Source organism: Bradyrhizobium sp. USDA 4501, from assembly GCF_054062115.1.
Genome location: NZ_JBSSEX010000001.1, coordinates 8,839,469 through 8,858,811 on the forward strand (window position 1 = coordinate 8,839,469; position 19,343 = coordinate 8,858,811).

18 protein-coding genes, 1 tRNA gene and 1 pseudogene are annotated in these 19,343 nt (G+C 62.9%); 8 read left to right on the forward strand and 12 right to left on the reverse strand.

Annotation, left to right across the window (positions count from 1 at the left end; all coding sequences use genetic code 11):
* The first annotated feature begins 142 nt into the window (after window positions 1-142).
* Both ACVWZM_RS41250 and ACVWZM_RS41255 read left to right on the forward strand, forming a co-directional pair.
* A complete protein-coding gene (locus tag ACVWZM_RS41250) occupies window positions 143-1,513 on the forward strand; it encodes a hypothetical protein (protein ID WP_456856134.1) in 1,371 nt (456 codons plus the stop codon).
* Window positions 1,514-1,607: 94 nt separating this feature from the next.
* The gene (locus ACVWZM_RS41255; protein ID WP_016844836.1) at window positions 1,608-1,988 is read left to right on the forward strand and encodes a hypothetical protein; all 381 of its coding nucleotides are present in this window, start codon (window positions 1,608-1,610) and stop codon (window positions 1,986-1,988) included.
* Here ACVWZM_RS41255 and ACVWZM_RS41260 read toward each other — a convergent pair.
* Entirely contained in the window at window positions 1,948-3,576 is a 1,629-nt protein-coding gene (locus tag ACVWZM_RS41260; RefSeq protein ID WP_168856347.1) for a glycoside hydrolase family 17 protein, read from the reverse strand. The genes ACVWZM_RS41255 and ACVWZM_RS41260 overlap by 41 nt on opposite strands.
* A gap of 245 nt (window positions 3,577-3,821) precedes the next feature.
* Here ACVWZM_RS41260 and ACVWZM_RS41265 point away from each other — a divergent pair, with 245 nt between their 5' ends.
* The 3 genes from ACVWZM_RS41265 (at window position 3,822) to ACVWZM_RS41275 (ending at window position 7,730) form a co-directional block, all read left to right on the forward strand.
* Window positions 3,822-4,433 carry a hypothetical protein gene (locus ACVWZM_RS41265; RefSeq protein ID WP_057018479.1) on the forward strand — a complete coding sequence of 204 codons (612 nt, stop codon included), beginning with the start codon at window positions 3,822-3,824 and terminating at the stop codon, window positions 4,431-4,433.
* 193 nt (window positions 4,434-4,626) lie between these two features.
* A complete protein-coding gene (locus ACVWZM_RS41270; RefSeq protein ID WP_076828919.1) occupies window positions 4,627-7,476 on the forward strand; it encodes a glycosyltransferase in 2,850 nt (949 codons plus the stop codon).
* A 178-nt stretch (window positions 7,477-7,654) separates the two neighbouring features.
* Window positions 7,655-7,730, forward strand: a tRNA-Lys gene (locus tag ACVWZM_RS41275).
* Window positions 7,731-8,000: 270 nt separating this feature from the next.
* Here ACVWZM_RS41275 and ACVWZM_RS41280 read toward each other — a convergent pair.
* The 3 genes and pseudogenes from ACVWZM_RS41280 to ACVWZM_RS41290 all read right to left on the reverse strand — a co-directional run.
* Entirely contained in the window at window positions 8,001-10,037 is a 2,037-nt protein-coding gene (locus ACVWZM_RS41280; protein WP_199805295.1) for an acyltransferase family protein, read from the reverse strand.
* A 93-nt stretch (window positions 10,038-10,130) separates the two neighbouring features.
* Window positions 10,131-10,547: a hypothetical protein gene (locus ACVWZM_RS41285; RefSeq protein ID WP_456856883.1), complete on the reverse strand. Its 417-nt coding sequence runs from the start codon at window positions 10,545-10,547 to the stop codon at window positions 10,131-10,133.
* Between the two features lie 183 nt (window positions 10,548-10,730).
* A pseudogene (locus ACVWZM_RS41290) lies at window positions 10,731-10,915 on the reverse strand (hypothetical protein); the annotation flags it as partial.
* 314 nt (window positions 10,916-11,229) lie between these two features.
* Here ACVWZM_RS41290 and ACVWZM_RS41295 point away from each other — a divergent pair.
* Entirely contained in the window at window positions 11,230-12,591 is a 1,362-nt protein-coding gene (locus ACVWZM_RS41295; RefSeq protein ID WP_057018482.1) for a TubC N-terminal docking domain-related protein, read from the forward strand.
* A 737-nt stretch (window positions 12,592-13,328) separates the two neighbouring features.
* Here the strand turns inward: ACVWZM_RS41295 and ACVWZM_RS41300 are convergent.
* From ACVWZM_RS41300 to ACVWZM_RS41315, 4 genes are all read right to left on the reverse strand, one after another.
* Window positions 13,329-13,553 (reverse strand): hypothetical protein, encoded by a 225-nt coding sequence (locus ACVWZM_RS41300; protein ID WP_158074204.1) that lies wholly within the window; start codon window positions 13,551-13,553, stop codon window positions 13,329-13,331.
* A 305-nt stretch (window positions 13,554-13,858) separates the two neighbouring features.
* A complete protein-coding gene (locus ACVWZM_RS41305; protein WP_057018484.1) occupies window positions 13,859-14,095 on the reverse strand; it encodes a hypothetical protein in 237 nt (78 codons plus the stop codon).
* A 142-nt stretch (window positions 14,096-14,237) separates the two neighbouring features.
* Window positions 14,238-15,143: a ribonuclease Z gene (locus ACVWZM_RS41310; RefSeq protein WP_456856136.1), complete on the reverse strand. Its 906-nt coding sequence runs from the start codon at window positions 15,141-15,143 to the stop codon at window positions 14,238-14,240.
* A gap of 206 nt (window positions 15,144-15,349) precedes the next feature.
* Window positions 15,350-15,544, reverse strand: a complete 195-nt coding sequence (locus tag ACVWZM_RS41315) for a hypothetical protein (protein ID WP_016846119.1) — start codon at window positions 15,542-15,544, stop codon at window positions 15,350-15,352.
* A 268-nt stretch (window positions 15,545-15,812) separates the two neighbouring features.
* Here ACVWZM_RS41315 and ACVWZM_RS41320 point away from each other — a divergent pair, with 268 nt between their 5' ends.
* Window positions 15,813-16,031, forward strand: coding sequence for a hypothetical protein (locus ACVWZM_RS41320; protein ID WP_057018485.1), 219 nt, complete (start codon window positions 15,813-15,815; stop codon window positions 16,029-16,031).
* Between the two features lie 39 nt (window positions 16,032-16,070).
* Here ACVWZM_RS41320 and ACVWZM_RS41325 read toward each other — a convergent pair whose 3' ends face one another.
* The 3 genes from ACVWZM_RS41325 to ACVWZM_RS41335 all read right to left on the reverse strand — a co-directional run bounded on the left by ACVWZM_RS41325 (window position 16,071) and on the right by ACVWZM_RS41335 (window position 17,080).
* Window positions 16,071-16,529: a hypothetical protein gene (locus ACVWZM_RS41325; RefSeq protein WP_456784926.1), complete on the reverse strand. Its 459-nt coding sequence runs from the start codon at window positions 16,527-16,529 to the stop codon at window positions 16,071-16,073.
* Window positions 16,530-16,566: 37 nt separating this feature from the next.
* Window positions 16,567-16,731 carry a hypothetical protein gene (locus ACVWZM_RS41330; protein ID WP_016846117.1) on the reverse strand — a complete coding sequence of 55 codons (165 nt, stop codon included), beginning with the start codon at window positions 16,729-16,731 and terminating at the stop codon, window positions 16,567-16,569.
* 88 nt (window positions 16,732-16,819) lie between these two features.
* Window positions 16,820-17,080: a DUF3551 domain-containing protein gene (locus tag ACVWZM_RS41335; RefSeq protein WP_057018487.1), complete on the reverse strand. Its 261-nt coding sequence runs from the start codon at window positions 17,078-17,080 to the stop codon at window positions 16,820-16,822.
* 333 nt (window positions 17,081-17,413) lie between these two features.
* Here ACVWZM_RS41335 and ACVWZM_RS41340 point away from each other — a divergent pair, with 333 nt between their 5' ends.
* Window positions 17,414-18,205, forward strand: coding sequence for a hypothetical protein (locus ACVWZM_RS41340; protein WP_057018488.1), 792 nt, complete (start codon window positions 17,414-17,416; stop codon window positions 18,203-18,205).
* Between the two features lie 156 nt (window positions 18,206-18,361).
* Here ACVWZM_RS41340 and ACVWZM_RS41345 read toward each other — a convergent pair whose 3' ends face one another.
* Complete coding sequence (locus ACVWZM_RS41345) at window positions 18,362-19,213, reverse strand: 3-hydroxybutyryl-CoA dehydrogenase (RefSeq protein WP_456784925.1); 852 nt, start codon at window positions 19,211-19,213, stop codon at window positions 18,362-18,364.
* Window positions 19,214-19,343 lie beyond the last annotated feature (130 nt).

The following is a 19,343-nucleotide window of genomic DNA, read 5'->3' on the forward strand; positions in this document are numbered from 1 at the left end:
GTCTTCGAGGCCGTCTTTAATTGTTTTCCCCGGCAGAAGAAACCGATTCGCCTCCGTGGCGCTCCGGATTCAAGTTCCCGGTCCATTTCCTGTTAATCTTTGCCTCGTGATTCGGCGGGCCTTGAGGAGGGCCAAGCGGGCTTTGGCCAAAGATCGCGACAATCTGGCGGCGGAATTCGACACCGAGAGCACCACCGGCTTTTTGGCCGAGGAGGATGCTCTGGATCGCCGCATGCTGTGGCGGCTCGGCTCGTGGGGCGTTGCCGCGGTCGGCGCCGTCACCGTCGCGGTGATGGCCAACCAGTCGGCGTTGACGCTGCGGCGCGACCAAGTTGCCGCAGCGGACCTCGCGCGACAGGCCCAGCAGTTGCAGACGCTGGCGAAGGAGAGCCACAACGAGACGCGCCGGCTGGCGTCTGCGATCGATACGCTCAACGGCGACCGCGATCGGCTGTATTCGCGCGTCACCACGCTGGAGCAGGGCCTCGACTCCGTGACCGGCGCGATCGTCAGGCAGCCGCCGGCACCATCGCCCTTGGCAGCGCCCGGTACCTCCCCCGCAACCGCCAGTTCGTCGCCCGCCGCCTCCGCGCCCACCGTTGCCGCCGTCGCAACGATGCCGACGGTCGCATTGGACAAGCCGGCGGCGATCGACAAGCTGCCCACAGCCGGCGACAGCAAGGCGACTGGGCCGATCGAGAAGCCGGTTGCGGCGGCCGAAAAGCCGGCAACGGCCGACAAGAAACCGGCGTCCGCGCCCGCCAAGCCGCAGGCCGCCGCGGAGAAGCCGCCAGCCTCCGACAATTCGCCGCCGAATTCCGCCACGGCCGCATCGATCGCAAGTCCAATGAGCGCCGCCGCGGCCGGCGCCGAGGATGCACCCGCTGCGCCGGCGCCGGTCGCGGACAAGTCGCTTGCCGACAAGCCGGTCCTGGCATCGCTCGATCCCGCAGCGAACAAGGCAACCGAAACGGTCAGGCCGCCGACCGCCAGCGATGTCACCGCCGCACCGATCCCTCCGCTGGTGATCACAGCGGATCCGGACGCCGAGGACGATGCGCCGCAGGCACAGATCCACCGCACCGAGTTCGGCGTCGATCTCGGCACGGCCAATTCGGTCAATGGACTGCGCGCGCTGTGGCGCGGCCTGTTGAAGTCGAAGGCCAACGCGCCGCTGGCGGCGCTGCGGCCGATCATCGTGATCAAGGAGAACAGCAACGGGCTCGGCATGCAGTTGCGCCTGGTGGCCGGACCGCTGAACGACGCCGGCACCGCAGCCAGGATCTGCGCGGGCCTCAACCTGGTGCAGCGGACCTGCGAGACGGCGATCTATGACGGCCAGCGACTGGCCCTCATCGAGCCGGCCGCCGGAGCCAAGCCGGCGCCGTCGCATCGCCGGGCCGTGCCGAAGCGCGCCGTCGCGCCGCCGCCGCAGCAGCAGCAGCCGGTCGCCGAGGACAAGAAGCCGGAGCCGACCACGATCTCCTCGATATTCCGGCGGAACAGCCAATAATCATGTGAGCCAAGGGATTGTGGCCGGATTTTCAACCGATTTCGATGCTCCGACCGAACTTGTCCCGCAACCCGATCCCGACCATAGTGCCGCGATGACAAAACCTCCGTTCCGCCTCTCCCCCTATCAGGTCCAGTTCCTGATGGTCGTGGGCTTCGTCACCGTCGGCTACGCGCTCTACGTGCGCTATCTGGCAATCGAGTTCTCTCCCGTTGCGCTGGCCTGCGACGCCGGCGCGCAGACCATGCTCTGCAAGGCTCGCGCGCTGTCGACCGTACTGTTCAAGAACTCGGTGTTCGGGATCACCGCGCTGGTAATCGCGGTGCTCAACCTGACGCGGCCGTCGATCGTGCTGCTCACTGTCGGCTTGATCGCTGCGGGGCTCGGGATCGTGCTCTACAACGTCGTGCTGTCGGGGCTCGCGATCGGGCTGTTCATCCTGGGTTTTGCGCGGCCCGCGCCCGCCACAGCGTAGCGGCGAGCAAGAGGTACATCACGCAGGTCCAGTCCGACTGCCAGTTGATCGTGCCCTCGTTGTAGATCGTGTAGCCGGCGGCGATCACCAGCAGGCCGGCGAATACGGATTCCGCGAGCGGCCGGATGCCTTCCTTCGGACGGTTGAGCATGGTCAGGAGCGCGAATGGCACCACCGCCATGGTCAGCGAGGCATACGGGAAATCGCGGTAGCGCGGATCGAAGGTAAAGCCGAGCGCGGTTTCGGCAGCAATCACCGTGGTGATGATCAGCACAATCGCCAGCGCCGCGCCGATCACGCCCTTGCCGCGATAGTCGCGCGGCCCGACCAGTTCCAGGAAGGTCGGCAGCGACCGCCCGGCGATCAGCGCGTGCGCCGTCAGCAGCGGCGCGGCAATGCCCGCTGCGAGCAGCACGCCCCAATGCAGCCAGCCGCCGACGCCGTAGCTCTCGTAATACATCTTGTCGCCGGCAATCCCGAGCAGCGCCCCCGCCGTCGTCGCCGAAATGGCGACCGCGATCCAGGCCGACGGCCGCGGCGTCCAGGGCCGGCGGCGCAGCGTCAGCCAGGCCGCGAGGAATGTGGCGACGGACAGCGCCATGCCGCCCGCCATCTGCAGCTTCCAGTCCGGATAGTTCGTGATAGCAACGCCGGGCGGATATTTCACCTGCCGCTTGACCGAATCGAACAGGCCCCAATTGCCGCCGACGGTGCCCTCGAGCTTGCGCTTCCAGGGCTGGTCGTAGGCCTCGATCAGGTTGACCCGAAAGCCCTCGCGCTTGGCGAGGTCGAGGATCTCGGACACCACCCGCGCCTGGTTGGTGCGCGACGGCAATGCGCCCTCCCGCATCCGCCCCTGGCTCGGCCAGCCGGTCTCGCCGATCAGGATCTCCTTGCCCGGGAATGTCACCGCCATCCGCTTGCGGATATCGTCGACATGCGCCGCGGCGTACTTCGCCTTGACCGGGATGTCCTCCCAATACGGCAGGATGTGAATGGTGACGAAATCGACCGCGTCATAAATCTCGCGGTTCTTCACCCAGTATTCCCAGACGTCGGCATAGGTGACGGGAAGATTGCCCGCCGCCGCCTTCACTGCGCGGATGTTGCCGGCAAGATCGGTGGCGGTCATCTCGCCGCGCAGCAGCACCTCGTTGCCGACGATCAGCGAGGTGACGACGCCGGGATACTCCTTGGCGAGCCGCACCGCGATCGCGATCTGCTGCAAATTCTTGAAGCGGTTGCTGCTGAGCCAGATGCCTTGCATCACCTTCAGCCCGACCTTGGCCGCAACGCCGGGGACCTGGTCGAGGCCGTTCTCGATCGAATAGGTGCGCACGCAGTCGGTGACCTTGGCGAGATCGGTCAGATCCTGCTCGATCTGCTCGACTGGAATCTGCGTGGTGGGATCCAGCGGCGTCTGCGCGCCGCGGAACGGCGTATAGGACACGCATTGCAGCTTTGCAGCGGGATCGATCGGCGCGCGCACGAGCGTAATCGGCGTGGCGAGCCACCACCACACGGATGCAATCACGGCGAGCGAGATCAGGAGAAGCGCCAGCGGCGTACGAAGCGAAATCGGTTCCATCCTCCGGGGGACCGTCGAATTAGCCGGTCACAGCCCATCTGCCAAGAGCGGGATTAGGTCAATACCATGGTTGTCCTGCGACAGTTTTGCGCTGGGTCGATAAAGTTGTGAGTTTGCTGGACAAAATACCAAATTCCAGTCATCAGATTTCGCCAGAGTCTCCGCCGCACTGGAGACCTATTTGGACGGCATCACGCGAGCCGTTAGGATGATCCCGCGGGGGCAGGAACATTATCGGGGAATACATGCGTCGACGGCTGCTTGAGTTGAAGAACACTACTTTGCGCCATCTTGCCGTAACGGGCCTTGTCACGGGCCTTGCGCTCCTCATTGGGGCCGGCGGCGCGTTCGCCCAGAGCGGCACGCCGAATCCGCCGGATCAGGCGAAACAGCAGCCTGGACAGCCCGACGCCAACGCAAATGCCGCACGGGAAGCCAACCAGCGCAAGGTCGAGGAGTTCGTCGAGGCCCAGCAGGCCATCAACGGCCCGGCCGGCAACCCGGAATGCGTCTGGCTCGGCCGCCGCGTCGTCCGCTTGATGTGGAACGACGACCTCGATACCGCGTTCCGCCATCTCGACCTCTACGACCGGTTCGGCTGCCCCGGCGGCCACGTCCAGGCGGCGTTCCGCTGCCTGACCCGGTTCGGCGCCCAGATCGACGACAAGGTCCGCGGCAGCCTCGACGGCCGCATCCACGCCTGCTGGATCAATCCGGGCGCGCAGCCCCAGGCCGCGGCCGCCGCCGCTGCTCCCACCCCGGCGCCGGCGACGGCCGGCACCGCCGCACCGGCACCGGCAGCCTCGCCCTCGCCTGCACCGACCCCGTCGGCGTCACCTGCGCCGGCGTCGAAATAGCCATATCCCGTGACCGGGGTCCGGCCGCGATTTTTTCGCGGCTGGAACGGCTTGCGCCCTTAAAACGCCATCGCGGCACACCAGTTGTTAAATCGGATGGCGGAGATATCTTTCCCTCCGCTGTCGTGTTGGTCGAACCCAGGGGACGGGTTCGCTTAGTCCTCAATCTCAGGCCCCGTATGGTTTAACCGCGATGCGCGCCGTCGTCGCCGTCCTGTTGCTTGTCACCGCCGCCCACGCCGCCCTGTGGGGTCTCTTCCAGGAGAAGCAGTCGGCGCCCGATTTCCGTGGCACGCTGCCGAGTCTGTCCTACGCTCCGTTCGAGTCAGGCCACACCGTCGCAGACGTTGCCGCCGACACCGAGAAGGTGCGCACCGACCTGCGAAAACTGTCCACGCTCACCAAAGCGGTCCGCCTCTATTCGTCGACGGAAGGCAACGAGCTGGTGCCGCCGGTCGCCGCCGAGTTCGGCATGAAGGTCACGGTTGGCGCGTGGATCGACAAGGACGCCAACCGCAACAACCGTGAGATCGAAGCCGCGATCAACCTGGCCAAGCGCAACAGCAACGTCATCGGCATTGTAGTCGGCAACGAAACCGTGTTCCGCGGCGAGCAGGTGCCGCTGGAAAACCTCGGCTCGGTTCCGGAGATCGGCGTGCCGCCCGAGGAGTCCGAGAGGATTCTTCGCGAGGAAGCGCAGCGTCTTCACGACGCGGAAATGCAGCCGGATGAAAACGGCAGCAGCGGCTTGAGCAAGCGCGCTGAAGCGATCAAGTGGGCAGTCGCCGAAAACAACGTGCACCGGCTGATCAAGGTGATCCAGCGGGTCAAGAAGTCGGTCAACGTCCCCGTCACGACCGGTGAAATCTGGAACATCTGGCGCGACCATCCGCAGCTCGCCAACTCGTCCGACTTCGTCGCCGCGCACGTGCTGCCCTACTGGGAAAACTTCACCGACAAGCAGGCGGTGGACCAGGCGGTCGACCGCTACAATTTGTTGCGCGACTCCTTCCCCGGCAAACGCATCCTGATTGCCGAATTCGGCTGGCCGAGCCAGGGCTACAATCTGCGCAGCGCCGTTCCCGGCCCGTTCCAGCAGGCCACCGTGCTGCGCAACTTCGTCACCCGCGCCGAAGCCATCGGCATGGACTACAACATCGTCGAGGCGATCGATCAGCCCTGGAAGTTCTTCGAAGGCGGCGTCGGACCCTACTGGGGCATCCTCAATGCCGACCGCGAGCCAAAGTTCGCCTGGACCGGTCCGGTCACCGATCCGAACTACTGGAAGATCGCGCTGGTCGCCGTCCTGGTCGGCCTGTTCATGTCGCTGCCGATCCTGCGGCTGGACCAGCCGACCGTGATGCAGGCGCTACTCTTGTCGGCGGCCGCCAACGGCGTCGGCGCCTGGGTCGCGACCGTGTTCTCGTACTGGACGACGCACTATTTCGTCTGGGGCTCGGCCTTCGCGCTCAGCCTCGGCCTGGTGCTGCTGGTTCCGCTGGTGCTGATCGCGATGGCGCGGATCGAGGAGATCGCGGCGGTGGCGTTCGGCCGCGGCCCGCGCCGGCTGATCGGCAAGAGCGCGCCGCTCGCGCCCGCCACGATCGGCGAGAACGTCAAGTTTCCGAAGGTCTCGATCCACATCCCGGCCTATTTCGAGCCGGTCGAGATGCTGAAGCAGACGCTCGATGCGGTGTCGCGGCTCGACTATCCGAACTTCGAGTGCGTCTGCATCATCAACAACACGCCCGATCCCGACTTCTGGCGGCCGATCCAGGATCACTGCCGGCTGCTCGGCGAGCGCTTCAAGTTCATCAATGCCGAGAAGGTGCAGGGCTTCAAGGCCGGTGCGCTGCGCATCGCGATGGACCGCACCGCGGCGGATGCCGAGATCATCGGCATCATCGATGCCGACTACGTCGTGCATCCGGACTGGCTGAAGGATCTCGTGCCGGCATTCGCCGATCCGCGCGTCGGTCTCGTGCAGGCGCCGCAGGAGCATCGCGACGGCGATCGCTCGCTGATGCACTACATCATGAACGGCGAATATGCCGGGTTCTTCGACATCGGCATGGTCCAGCGCAACGAGTTCAACGCCATCATCGTGCACGGCACGATGTGCCTGATCCGCCGCGCCGCGATGGACAAGGCCGGCGGCTGGTCCTCTGACACGATCTGCGAGGACACCGATCTCGGCCTCTCGATCCAGCAGCAGGGCTGGCTCACGCACTACACCAATGTGCGTTACGGCGAAGGCCTGCTGCCCGACACCTACGAGGCCTTCAAGAAGCAGCGCCATCGCTGGGCCTATGGCGGCTTCCAGATCGTCAAGAAGCACTGGCGGCGCTTCCTGCCCGGCGCCAGCCGGCTGACGCCCGATCAGCGCCGCGAGTTCTCGCTGGGCTGGCTCAACTGGCTCGGCGCCGAAAGCCTCGGCGTCGTGGTTGCGATCCTCAATCTGATCTGGGTGCCGATCGTCGCCTTCGCCGACATCGCGATCCCCGACAAGATTCTGACGCTGCCGATCATCGCCTCCTTCATCGTCTCGCTGGTGCATTTCGTCGCGCTCTACCGGCTGCGCGTGAACATCAAGGCAGGCCAGATGTTAGGGGCCATGATCGCGGCGATGAGCGTGCAGTGGACGGTGTCGCGCGCGGTGGCGCAGGGCCTGATCACCGAGCATCTTGCGTTCGCCCGCACCTCCAAGGGCGGCCTGTCGCGGATGTCGATCGAGTTCCAGGCGTTCTGGGAAGCCGTGATCGGCGTGTTGCTGCTGATCGGCGCCGTCGTGCTTGTCGTCACCAACGGCTACAAGCAGGTGCGCGAGATCTACATCTTCGCCGGCGTCCTGGTGTTGCAGAGCCTGCCATTCCTGGCGGCGGTCTCCATCGCGATCCTGGAAAATTCGCGGATCAACGAGTTCGCATTCTGGCGCAACAGCGCGATCCGCACCGCGGAACTGATCGGGTTGCGCCCGGTCAGCCTGCCCTCGGTCGCCGCCCCGTCGCAGCCGGTCGGCTCGGAAATCCGCCGCGACAACTGAGCCAACTTCAAGAAGCGGCCCTAAGCACAGGCGCAGGAACGGCAAATCCGGCGCAGCGGTGCACAATTGACCGCCCCTCGGCTATTGACCCGATGGGCCCTGCCCCCTACACAGCGCTGGCTGGAGCACGATCCGGAGCGGTTCACCGCTGGCGTCCGGATCTAATGTTCAGGTGAGTGAGCGCGTAGCTCAGGCGGTAGAGCACGTGACTTTTAATCATGGGGTCGAGGGTTCGAGTCCCTCCGCGCTCACCAAAAATTCCAGCAAATCCAATACTTTAACAGATTAGTATACTCGGTAAAAGTTCACAATCTTGGCGAAAAGTTTACAATCTACCCCTTGGGCCGCCTAGCTGAACCGTGACTGTTGAACCCGAAGTTCGACGAAACCTGCACGTTGAGCGGCATGGCTTAGGTCGTAGAGTCGGCGATCGGTCTGGCTGACTCCACACTTGGCGCCGCGCTAGAAGCGGCGGCGCAGCTAAGCGTGAAACCATCGCATTGACATGCAGCACGGACTAGCGCTCACTCCAACAGAGAATCAAGAAATCGGAGATGCTGGCGGACGAAGATCGGCCTCAGGTGCGTGAAATCTGAGAACTTGGGTTCGCGATCTCCAAAAAACGGCGAGCATCCCTCACTTGTGCCGCAGATGTCTGGGAAGGCATCGAGGATACCAGCTCCGGTCCGCTCACTGATCCTGCGCAGATGCTCGTCCGAACTTACCTGGCTCGATCGGAGCTCTGCTATCGGAACTGATCTACCGACCTCCGGTGAGAAATGAATGCCGGCGAAACTCCGGGTCGCCATCTTTCCGGGATCAAAGCGCTGATGTATCGGCAGGCCGAGCACCAAGTAGACATGCGCGCCGGCGGACTGCAGCGCCCTGATATAGTCCTCGAGGTTATCGAAAAAGGCATCCTTGCCGGCTGGGGAAGCCAGAGGAAGGTCCTTACCGTTCCGATGCACCGACATTCCTGGCTCGCTGTAGCCGCTCCATGCGCCTCCTAATACAACGGTCTGCACCGTCTCCCTCTTTACCAAAGCCATCAAATCGTCGGTCAGCGATGCGCACCGAGCGAACTTATCCTGCTGTGCAACGGCGGGAACTGGCGGACACCTAGGACCGACTACGAAGAACGTGTTCGCGTGCAGGCGTTGTTCATCGGATAGCTCTTGAACACGCGGGCCGAAGTGGAAGATCAGGCTGTCACCAGCAAGGGCGACCTTCTTATCTCCATGACCGAGATGCGCGATCTTGACCCACCCGGTGTCAATAACGTCCATCCCTGTCGTCGGATTAAATTCTGCATCCAGCTTGGCGCTGCCGATTTTTCGGATGTCTACTTCGGGAAACGCCGAGAAACGGTCAGGGAAACCGCCGGCAGCCCAGGCGATTAAGCCGCTGGCTCCGATCGCTGCCAAGCAGATAGCGGCAATCCACGTGCGCTGATGTCGCCGAACCCCAAACCGAACCGGCTGCTCGACAAATCGATATGTCATCCAAGCCAACAAAAAACTGACCGCAAGCAGCGCCAGCCCGAGCAGAGGTGTAGGCGGTTTCCCAAGGCGGAGAATGTAGGCGTAGGAAATCAGAGGCCAGTGCCAAAGATAAAGTGGATAGCTGATCAGTCCGATTCCAACAGCTGCGTGATGCGCCAACACCTTTCGGTTCAATGGGGCGTCGGGGCCGGCCAAGATTAGTGCCGCGGCTCCTGCTACGGGCAGGAGCGCATACCAGCCCGGGAAGGCGATGCCCTGCGTGAACATCACAATTGAGAAGCAAAGCGCAGCAAATCCGGCAATTGACGCCGACGACCTTGCGGCGCGCGGGAGAGCGATCGGTCCGAGCCATGCAAGCGCCGCGCCCGCCATCAGCTCCCAAAACCTCGATACAGGCAAATAGAAAGCATCAGCCTGGCTCGCCGCCGACAGAACGACGTTGATGGCGAAAGAAATCGCAAATAACGCCAGAAGTGCGCGGCCGAAATTGACCTTCCATCTGAAGGCCAGCCACAAGAACGCGGGCCAGACGAGATAGAATTGCTCTTCAATGCCTAGCGACCAAAAATGCAGCAATGGTTTCGACGTCGCCGCAGCATCGAAGTATCCGCTCTCGAGCCACAAGCCGATATTGGAAAGGAATCCGGCGCCGAGGAATACATGCTTGCCAAGTTGCGCGAGCTCAGCGGGTGTCAAGCAAATGAAGCCATATGCCAGGACAGCCGCCAAGCATACGCTAAGAGCGGGGAAGATGCGTCTAACGCGTCGCTCATAGAACGACACGATCGAGAAACGATTTTCGTTCAATTCGGCAAAAAGGATTGAGGAGATGAGATAGCCGGAGATGACAAAGAAGACGTCAACGCCAATGTAGCCGCCGGGAATGACACCAGGGAATGCATGGTAGAGGATCACCGAAAATACGGCGAACGCTCGAAGACCATCAATATCTGCACGATATTGAGTTGCATGGGATGATCTATGATCGGCCGGGTGTGTCCGCTCGACAAGCCGCCGAGACGGATCCACTACCCTTTGCAGGGCATGCGCGACGCCCAACTGCGCCCCCAGATTTATTTCAATAGATCTCTGCAGTGTTGCTGAGGTTAGTAAGTCGGCGAGGGCTGATCCGCAAGGGCGAGTTGCAGGGAACTATACTTTCGACCAATGGTAGGATGATAACGGTAGCTGTCTAGGCATACCCACGTCCGGATACTCGATCACCCGATTGAACCCGGTCGCCCGCACATAGGGCGACCCATTCGGCTCCGAGAAGCACAGCGCCACGGCGTCCCCCTCATCCGGGCTCGGCATACCCCGCTTCTTCATCTCGTCCTTGCTCTCCAGCACCAGCCGGCCGTCGCTGGTGTACTTGTAGCCGGGCCCCGTCAGGTCGGCCTGCAGGCTGTCGCTGTCCGGCAGCGAGAAGTGAGATCCTGACAGCGCTTTCTTGAGGTTCGACCACATCTCCGGCACGACGGTTTGCCGGACCACCAGAGGCCTTGCCGCTGTCATCCAGCGGCGGCGGTTCGATCGGCTTCGATCCGAAGTTGCGCTGTTCACCGCCATACCCCTGCTCCACCAACCGATCATAGGTGCCGGCGCCGAGGCCACCGACGTCGATGTTGACCTTGGCCGGCTTGTCCGCCCGCATGATGCTGGCGACCCATCCGGCGACCTGCATGGTGTCCAGGCCGTGCCGTTTCTCGATCTTCTCAATGCAGCTGCCGCGGCGCCAGGCGATGGCCGTGCTGTGCCGAACGGGTTGTCGCGGGGTTGCAGGGTTTCTGCTCCAGGTCGAAGTATCCCAAATCATCGTGCATGAAGCTGACGAGCCAAATGCCGTCATCGACTTCCTTGATGCCGAGTTGTTGGCCGGCCAGCACGGTGGCGATGTTGATCCGCTTGCGGTGCAGGCAAAGCCGCCCGACGCTTGATGGAGCACGCGAGAGCATTCGAGGCGATCCAGGCGGCCCACGCGAGCGGAACGTTCGCGCGGATGCTCCAGCCTGGGAAAGACCTGCTCGCCTGGGCGGTCCCATACATCCGGAGTACCTCATCTAGTGGGCTAAGGCCACGAGACCTTGGCGTTTCGCACGCGCCAATATCCATCGGGAATTTGCACTTCCTTCCTGGGGCTAGGCCGGCGCTACCCGCATGCATTTCAAGCGGACGGCGTCGGGTGTTCTCGCCATGCGGATGATTGACCAGGTGCCGAAAGAAGTTTGGGAGCACCCGAGGACGATCTCAAATGGAAACGGCCACGCTTCTATCGGTTCTCCGCGACCGGAACGTCAGAGTATGGGTCGAAGGGGACCGCCTGAAGTGCAGCGCCCCCGCTGGCGCGCTTGACGCAGAGTTGCGCGCGACACTGGCCGACGGAAAGCAAGAACTGCTCGCCTGGTTTCGGCAGGCGGAGACGCTGAAGAGCGGTCCGGCCGACTCCCTGCCGTTCGAGCGCGAGGACGGGACAAGAGCGCTCCTGCCGACAATTTCCAGGGAAGTTCCGTTGCCGATAATCCCGGCACGGCGTGAACGCATGAGCCGTTTCGTCAAGGAGCTCCGAAGTTGCGGTTACGACCTCGCAAGCTGTGCCGAACGTCTTGAGGTCCTTCCTCGCCTCGGCGTCAATTTCTGGCAAAGAATGCGAATGTCCTGGACTCCTCGGAAGAGCGATCCGATCGACAATCTCATTACGCTCTTCATCGATGGCCAGCAGGTGAGCGCAGACGTTATCGCGAAGCAGATTTCGTCGTTCTTTGTCGATGCGGCGCTCGAAATGAGATTGGCTGAAAAAACGGCGACGTGTTGCAGTCGAACTTCTGTTTGTTTCCATGCTATGGGAAATACCTGGTCACCGATCAGGCAGAGAAGAATACCGCAATCAACCAAGTCATTGTGGTTGTGGGGAGAGAGCTTTATGCTCGGCGGCTTTGTGAAGAGGATTCCCCGCAGGCGCGCCATTGATCTCGGAACAGGCTCCGGAGTGCACGCTATTCTGGCAAGCGACCATTCTGCGACAGTAGTGGGCGCAGACGTCAGTCCACGCGCCATCGCATTCTCCAACTTCAATGCAGCGCTAAACGAAAAGAGCAACATCGATTTTGTTGCAAGCGATCTCTTCGATTCGATCGACGGGACATGTGATCTGCTGGTATGTAATCCTCCTTACGCACCGGACACGGCCGCCAAGGCGAGCGATAATTTTTGGAGCGGTGGAATAGAAGGCACTGAGCTTCTGCGGAGGGTCGTCGAGGCTCTTCCCACGAGGTTGGATGCGGACGGAACAGCCTACATCAATGCTCTGTTTCCGAATCCTCCAGGAACGAAAATCAGGGATCATTTCGATGCTTGGCTTGAAGGCAATCTCACGGAGTGGGATGTGCTGGATCACACCTGGCCTGTGCCGGGATATCAAGATTTGTTCTCCGAGCAGCCATTCCAAGGTGATATGAGCGCGTGGCGCTTTGGCGTGGTGAGTATGCGTCGATCGCGGATTGGCCGGGGTTGGTGGAAGGAAGTCGCAGGCAATGGCCTGTTTTTTCGAGAGGACGGAAGTTGCAGCGTAATCGCTGATCACGATGCCTACGGGCCACCTGCTGGAATATCGTAGGACACGCGGAACACAGCATCACTCCCGGCAGACGTCCGCCATGGCCTCCTCGTCCAGAAGACAGGCGACAAAGCGACGGCGCTCTTCCATCACCGAACTCGCTTTCCACGGCATCCACACCTCCCGCAGAACAACAGCGGAAAGTGTACCCATGTGTCCGGTACGAGATGTCACCGATGTCTCGGGCCGCTGAAACCATTTGAGCCAAGTAGTCCCCTCCCAAACATTCGCGAAATTTCCGTGTGGCAGTGACATCGCTCTCGTGGTGTTTGGAAGCCGGCCCGGGCCCTGGCGCCGGCTCTTGTTCTTAATTTTGTGTGAACCAAGCCACACTTGTTCGGCGTGATCTTTAGTAGGTTTTCGGCGCTGGGGATTTCAGGGCCCAGAGGCTGGAAGAACAGGGCGCCGCCGGGACAACTCATTTCGGGCCCGGCGGCGTAATTTTTCGGGACGGTCAGAACTGCAATCCCAATGCTCGGACCAGACGCATTCGGACGCCAACGGCTCGTTGCTCTCCCTGTCGCAGTCATCACGTTCGGCGTCGCTTGCGTCGAGCCTGCCTGCGGTTCTCCGGACCGGTCGGAGGCGCGTGTATTCCGGCATGAGCCTTGCTCTTTAGGTGGCGCAGGAAATTTCAGTGTCCCGGTTCAGGAACAAGCTGTCGCCGGATGTGTCTTTTGGAGACGAGCAGCTGGATTCATTGGGAGGTATCGTTGAGATACGCAGCGCCCCTACAGTCAAGGTTTGTCGTTCGGAGAGGAAGCACCGACTGGATGGTTTATGATCGAGAGCTCAAGGGACCAGCGCAGTTGAAGAAAGACGGCCACTTCGCCGAGAAGCTGACGAAGGAACAGGCCGAACACATAAAGCAGGCCTTGACGGACGCCCTTGAGCCCGAGCCGTAGGCAGAGCTGGATCGAATACCCCGATCGGTGGCGACACAAACCGCGAACAGATGACATCTGTGTTACCTCGTAAGGTATATGAACAGAGTTGGGCAAAGCGAACGAGGCGCGGCGAAATGGCGGCGCATCGGTGGAGCAATTAGGCCCTTGCGGAATTCAGCTTTGGCCACGGGACGTTCTGAGCGGGCCAGCGTCGCCGTTGGGAGGGAACGATCGGGGAACAGCTCAAGGCACAACGAAAACCGCCCCCCTCACAAAGTTTACCCCCGCGCCGAGGGGGAGCGCGACGCATGACGGCGCAAGCGCGCCGTTCAGCGCACAAATTCGGAGCGAACATTCGGAACGCTGCTGGAGTTCGGCCGTCAAGATAACGGCAGTTCGCCCTGACCGCCTGTCCAGTCGATGATATCGAGCTGCATCCCTCGCTTCAGCATCTCGGCCTCGAGGCTGCCGGCATGCCGTTTCCACTCGGGCGTCGCGCGGACGCGGAATTTTGGCTCTTCGCCGGCTGCCTCGAATTCGTCGTCGGCTCTGAGCGCACCGCGGACGGCTTCGTACATCATCTTCAGGCTGGCGTCGGTGAAGGCGCCGTAGTCCATCGGTCGTCTCCCTTGGCACTGTGGGACGCAAAAAGCCGCCACGTAGTCACTCGTGGCGGCCTTCTGCTAGCGGCCCATCCAGACGGCCTGGGACGACGTTGCGTGAGTCGGGTTAATGAAACGTTGTTCGTGCGGCGCGCACTCAGATAGCGATGCGGTCGAAGTCGATGGCTATCCTGCTGTTCGGGAAAGTCCTCGTCGCCTCCGCCAGAATGTCCTCGTCCGGATAGCGGCCGGAGATGTGCGTGAGGACGAGTTGCTTGACCCCGCTCCGCGCTGCGAGCGCGGCGGCTTCGCTGGCCGTCAAATGCCCGTAGTCGCGCGCGATGGCCGCGTCGCGCTCGAGAAACGTCGCTTCGATCACCAGCACGTCGGCGTCCCTGACGTGTTCAGCCAGCCCCTCGGTTGTTTCAGCATCACCGACAATGACGAGCTTCTTTCGCCCCTGGGCCGGGCCAAGCACCTGCTCCGGATCGATGGTGCGACCATCGTCCAGCTTCGCCTGCCGCCCCTCCGCCAGCTCCCGGCGAACCGGCCCATCAGGCACGCGCAGCGCCAGAAGCCGGTCCGGGAGGAGATGCCGGCGTATCGCGCTCTGAAAGGTGAAGGCGAAGCTGTCCGTATCCCGGTGGCGGACGGGAAAGCAATCGACGGTGAATTCGCCGGCGTCGAGGACTCGCCCCTCGCTCAACGGCACCAGATCAAGCGGGATCGGCGCTCTGCCCTCGCCCCACAGGCCTGCCAGCATCCGGACGACGACATCGAGCGTGCCTGGCCCGGCATGAATCGTCATCGCATCCGAACTTTGCCGCAACCGGAGGGTCGAAAACAGCCCGGGGATGCCGAGCACATGATCGAAATGCCCGTGGGTCAGCAGCAGGTGATCAAGCCGTCGAAAGACGGCGCCGCTCCGCAGCAGCTGGCGCTGCGTTCCCTCGCCGCAATCGACCAGAATACGACTGCCGGCTGCCTCGACGAGAATGCCCGGGTGATTGCGCTCGGGAGACGGCACGCTTGCCGACGTTCCCAGAAAAGTCAGCGAGAACATCGCAGCACCTCGCCTTCCGACTGCCGACGGCGCCACGCCGCCGAGATCGCGCAATCTGATGGCAGCGTCGCCCGATGTGTTCAAGCATCTCGATGCCGACGACGGTGGACCGAAAGGTCCTGAAGCCGGCGGCTTTAGGCGCAGACCGCATCCGCGCCATCGGGATCGGTCGTCGTGACCGGTGCCCTCGTCACGCCCTCAACCGGTCACAGCCTCAAGCATCGAAACAGCTGCGCGAGCGCGGTGTTGGCGGATTGCGCGCGCCGTTCGACGATTTCGGCCGCGGCGGCGTAGTTGCGCGCCAGGATCTGGAGCGCGCGGCGGGCATCCGGCAGCGTGGATTGCTCCGCCATCTCCAGGCACTGATGCTCGAAATATCTGAGCTCCTCAAGTTCGGTCATTCGCGAATCGTCCGATCGGGTCCTTACATTTTCGAACTCAGTGCGCCAGCGCCCTAGTGAAAGTTTGGCAAGTTTGTTGCGGGGGACGCGCAATCTGGTCGGAGTGTTTCTGGACGCATGATTTGATGATCACCGCTCCGTGACCGATGCGAGGGTGAGCCGCGCGGATCGACAAGCGCGTGCAATCGTCTCACAATGCGGCGGGCTCGCTTGGCGAGCCTCGGAACACACGCGGTTGGTGCGGTATCGAATTGGCTTTGTTGGACCGATGAGGAAACGCGATTGGGCTTTCGTGGCGGCCTGTGTGGCAGGCGCGCTGCTGTTCGGCGTCTGGAGTTTCCAGATGGGTATCGCGTTTCATCGATCCCAGCACGGCGCGACCGACCTCTCCAGTTCGCACCGGCGGAGCCAGGACAGCGCGTCCGCGCACGGCCCGGCCCGGCCGAAGGCGGATGACGGCGATCAGCAGGCCGGGCAGCCGCGATAGGCGCCGCGATCGCGTTCGTCGCCGCCACATCGCGTCGGACTAGGCCCAAGCCAGGCCTGCCATGCCGGCGGCGCCATCGTCATCTGTCTTCGCATGCGTGAGCCGCCTGCGGCGCGTGCTGTCCTTGGCGCGACGGTGACGAACGCCAAACCTGTGCAGCGCCATCGGCACATGCTGCATCACGCCGCGGACGCGACCGATAGCCTGTCTGACGACCGCCACAACCGTCGCAACCCGGGTAAAGAAGCCGATCAGGAAGATCATCGAGAAGATGTCGATATAGGCCAGCACATCGCCGACCAGCATCAGCTCGGGAGGAAGCGGAATCCGGTGCCAATAGGCGCCGATCACGATCGCAACCGGGATCAGCGCGATCAGCTTCCGCAACGTCAGCCGATCGAGCAAGGCGGCGAGCTCAACGACCAGGATCTGCCACAGCCAATCGCCAAGCGCGGCCGGCTTGTCGATCGTCCAAGACTGCCACAAACGCTGCCACATCGCCGCTCCGCCTCCCCTTGCGCGCAATACCGGCGCGCTACGGCTTCGACGACGCCTCGCTGCCGCTGCCCTCGTCTGCGGCGCCCTGCGCATCAGCCGGATCGGCCGATGGAAAAATGCGCTCATAGTTCGCACGCGCCTCGCGGATCAGACGCGCACGCTCGCGTTCGGACTTCGAGATGAACCTGATGATCTCGCCCATATTCGCTCCAAGGCAGAAAAAATGATCCGACCGTCAGCTATGCAACCATCGTGCCCGACGGTCGCTTGGCCCGACCTCCTTGCACCGCTCAGCGGAACGCCCGCGGCGCCAACCGCTGCTGGCTGAAGGCAACGCGCGGATTGATGCCGCAATAGGCGTCGCGGCCCGATGCGGATGCCTGGCACTGCTGATAGGTCTGGTAGCCGCAATAGCCGGGATATCCCTCCTGCCGGCCCTGGATGCACCAGGGATACTCATAGGGATCGGCCGCAGCAGGCGACGCGGAACCGACAATCCAGCTCGTTCCGAGCGCCGCGAACGCCAGAATTGCCCAATTCGTCCTGCGCATGATCGTGTTTCCTTGCTCAATCGGCTCCCAGCCGCTGATCTAGGTACGGCGGCAGGATCTGCGAGGTTTCCGGGCACCGCCTCAAGAAGCTGTGACGATGGCTCAAAGCCCGGTCGCGGCACGGTGAGGACCGGCTGACGGGTCATCGGCCCCCGCGGCCTCCAGACCCGCTGCCCGCCGGGCCATCCCAGCGCATGTAGTTAACCGGCGCCTAATCGCAGATGCCCGGTTGAAATGTACGACTTAAGCGCGCCGCAAGGCGGCTGCCCTAGTCTCCCGCGCGGCTCAATGGACGACGACACCCGGAGAGGGCTCGTCGCACGGGGGATAATCATGCGCAGCACGCTCATTGCTTCAATGATCCTGTCACTTGCGGCCGGAGCGGCCGTTGCCGGACCACGAATGTCGGGGGCGTCCGAGGCGGCACCAAGCAGCGTCGAGAAATATCGCGGCTACGTCTTCGATCTCTCCGAGAACGCCGACCGCAAGGACGTCACCAGCATCGCCGACATGGTCCGCCGCCAGCTCGACGTCGTGGAAACCGCGGGCTTCAGCCCGAAGGTGTTGCAGTTCTTCCATCGCGTGCCGATCGTTGCGAGCGAGATGGCGTGTCTCGACGAAGGCGCGGCAGCGGCCTGCTATGGCTTGACGCCGCCGGAATGGGACCGCGGCACGACCCGCGACGTCACCATCTGGGATCACGACAAGCAGCAATGGACCAATTCGGATCCGCTCGCGCTTGCGCTCGATTCCGGCATCGGCATCATCAGGATGCGTCCGAACATGATGCGTTACGCGAAGGAGCCGGTGCTGCTGCACGAATTCCTTCACGCCTATCACGCGCGGCTGATGCCGAACGGCTTTGAGAACAAGGGCATCAAGGGCTTCCTCAGCCAGGCCAAATCGAAGGAGCTGTTCGCCAAGGAGGCCTATGCGCTGAAGAACCAGCAGGAGTTCTTCGCGGTGACGGCGAGCATCTTCCTGGCCGGCAAGGATTCCGAGCACGAACCCTATACGCGCGCCACGCTGAAGGAGAAGATGCCGGACTACTACAAGTTCCTCGTCGGCCTGTTCGGCGCCGATCCCGATGAAACCGGCGTCACGCCGGTCGCATCGGCCAACTGAGCCCGGTATCCCACAAAAAAACGAGGCCCGGTGTGCCTAGGAGACCGGGCCTCGTTTCTGATGTCCCCCGCCTCGTGGCGGATCAGGTCTTGTCGTTACGCGACCTTGTCCGCGCGATCCATCCCGGATGATTACGGGGTCAGGCGCGCGCCGGCCTCACTTGCTGTAGCTGTAGAACCCCTGCCCGGTCTTGCGGCCGAGATGGCCGGCATCGACCATCTCCTTCAGCAGCGGCGCCGGCCGGTACTTGGGGTCGTTGAAGCCGGTGTAGAACACCTCCATCACCGACAGCATCGTGTCGAGCCCGATCAGATCGGCGAGCGCGAGCGGGCCGATCGGATGATTGCAGCCGAGCTTCATGCCGGCATCGATCTCCTCGGCGGTGGCAATGCCTTCCTGCAGCGCGAAGATCGCCTCGTTGATCATCGGGCACAGGATGCGGTTCACCGCAAAGCCGGGGCTGTTCTTCGCCGTGATCGCCACCTTGCCGACCCGCTTGGCGAAGCCTTCGGCCTTGGCGACGGTGTCGTCTGAGGTCTGCAGGCCCCGGATCAATTCGAGCAGCGCCATCACCGGCACCGGATTGAAGAAATGCATCCCGATGAAGCGGTCGGGACGATCGGTCGAGGCCGCAAGGCGGGTGATCGAGATCGACGAGGTGTTGGTTGCGACCAGCGCGCTCGGCTTCAGCCCCGCACAGAGATCCTTCAGGATCTTGACCTTCAGCTCCTCGTTCTCAGTCGCGGCTTCGATCACCAGATCGCAGGCGGCGAGCTTGGCCTTGTCCGTGGTCGCATTGATGCGCCCGAGCGTCGCGTCGCGATCGGCCGCGGTCATCTTCTCCTTGGCGACCAGCCGATCGAGACTGCTCCCGACCGTCTTCAGGCCGCGCTGCACCGCCGCGTCGGAGATATCAACCATGGTCACGCCGAGGCCTGCCGCCGCGCAGACCTGCGCGATGCCGTTGCCCATGGTCCCGGCGCCGATAATGCCAACCGTCTCAATCATCGCGTTCGTCCCTCGTCGCTTGCGCGGCCGCGCGGCCGCATCGTCAAAAACGGCGGACCGGAGGGGTCCGCGGATGGCGCATGAATAGCAGTCCGGCCGCACGGCCGATACAGCGGAGGCTGGTATTCCG

Coding starts and splice junctions, on each gene's coding strand:
- ACVWZM_RS41255 (WP_016844836.1), top strand. CDS start 1,608: ATGACAAAACCTCCGTTCCGCCTCTCCCCCTATCAGGTCCAGTTCCTG.
- ACVWZM_RS41260 (WP_168856347.1), bottom strand. CDS start 3,576: ATGGAACCGATTTCGCTTCGTACGCCGCTGGCGCTTCTCCTGATCTCG.
- ACVWZM_RS41265 (WP_057018479.1), top strand. CDS start 3,822: ATGCGTCGACGGCTGCTTGAGTTGAAGAACACTACTTTGCGCCATCTT.
- ACVWZM_RS41270 (WP_076828919.1), top strand. CDS start 4,627: ATGCGCGCCGTCGTCGCCGTCCTGTTGCTTGTCACCGCCGCCCACGCC.
- ACVWZM_RS41285 (WP_456856883.1), bottom strand. CDS start 10,547: ATGGCGGTGAACAGCGCAACTTCGGATCGAAGCCGATCGAACCGCCGC.
- ACVWZM_RS41295 (WP_057018482.1), top strand. CDS start 11,230: ATGGAAACGGCCACGCTTCTATCGGTTCTCCGCGACCGGAACGTCAGA.
- ACVWZM_RS41300 (WP_158074204.1), bottom strand. CDS start 13,553: ATGTCATCTGTTCGCGGTTTGTGTCGCCACCGATCGGGGTATTCGATC.
- ACVWZM_RS41305 (WP_057018484.1), bottom strand. CDS start 14,095: ATGGACTACGGCGCCTTCACCGACGCCAGCCTGAAGATGATGTACGAA.
- ACVWZM_RS41310 (WP_456856136.1), bottom strand. CDS start 15,143: ATGTTCTCGCTGACTTTTCTGGGAACGTCGGCAAGCGTGCCGTCTCCC.
- ACVWZM_RS41315 (WP_016846119.1), bottom strand. CDS start 15,544: ATGACCGAACTTGAGGAGCTCAGATATTTCGAGCATCAGTGCCTGGAG.
- ACVWZM_RS41320 (WP_057018485.1), top strand. CDS start 15,813: ATGAGGAAACGCGATTGGGCTTTCGTGGCGGCCTGTGTGGCAGGCGCG.
- ACVWZM_RS41325 (WP_456784926.1), bottom strand. CDS start 16,529: ATGTGGCAGCGTTTGTGGCAGTCTTGGACGATCGACAAGCCGGCCGCG.
- ACVWZM_RS41330 (WP_016846117.1), bottom strand. CDS start 16,731: ATGGGCGAGATCATCAGGTTCATCTCGAAGTCCGAACGCGAGCGTGCG.
- ACVWZM_RS41335 (WP_057018487.1), bottom strand. CDS start 17,080: ATGCGCAGGACGAATTGGGCAATTCTGGCGTTCGCGGCGCTCGGAACG.
- ACVWZM_RS41340 (WP_057018488.1), top strand. CDS start 17,414: ATGCGCAGCACGCTCATTGCTTCAATGATCCTGTCACTTGCGGCCGGA.
- ACVWZM_RS41345 (WP_456784925.1), bottom strand. CDS start 19,213: ATGATTGAGACGGTTGGCATTATCGGCGCCGGGACCATGGGCAACGGC.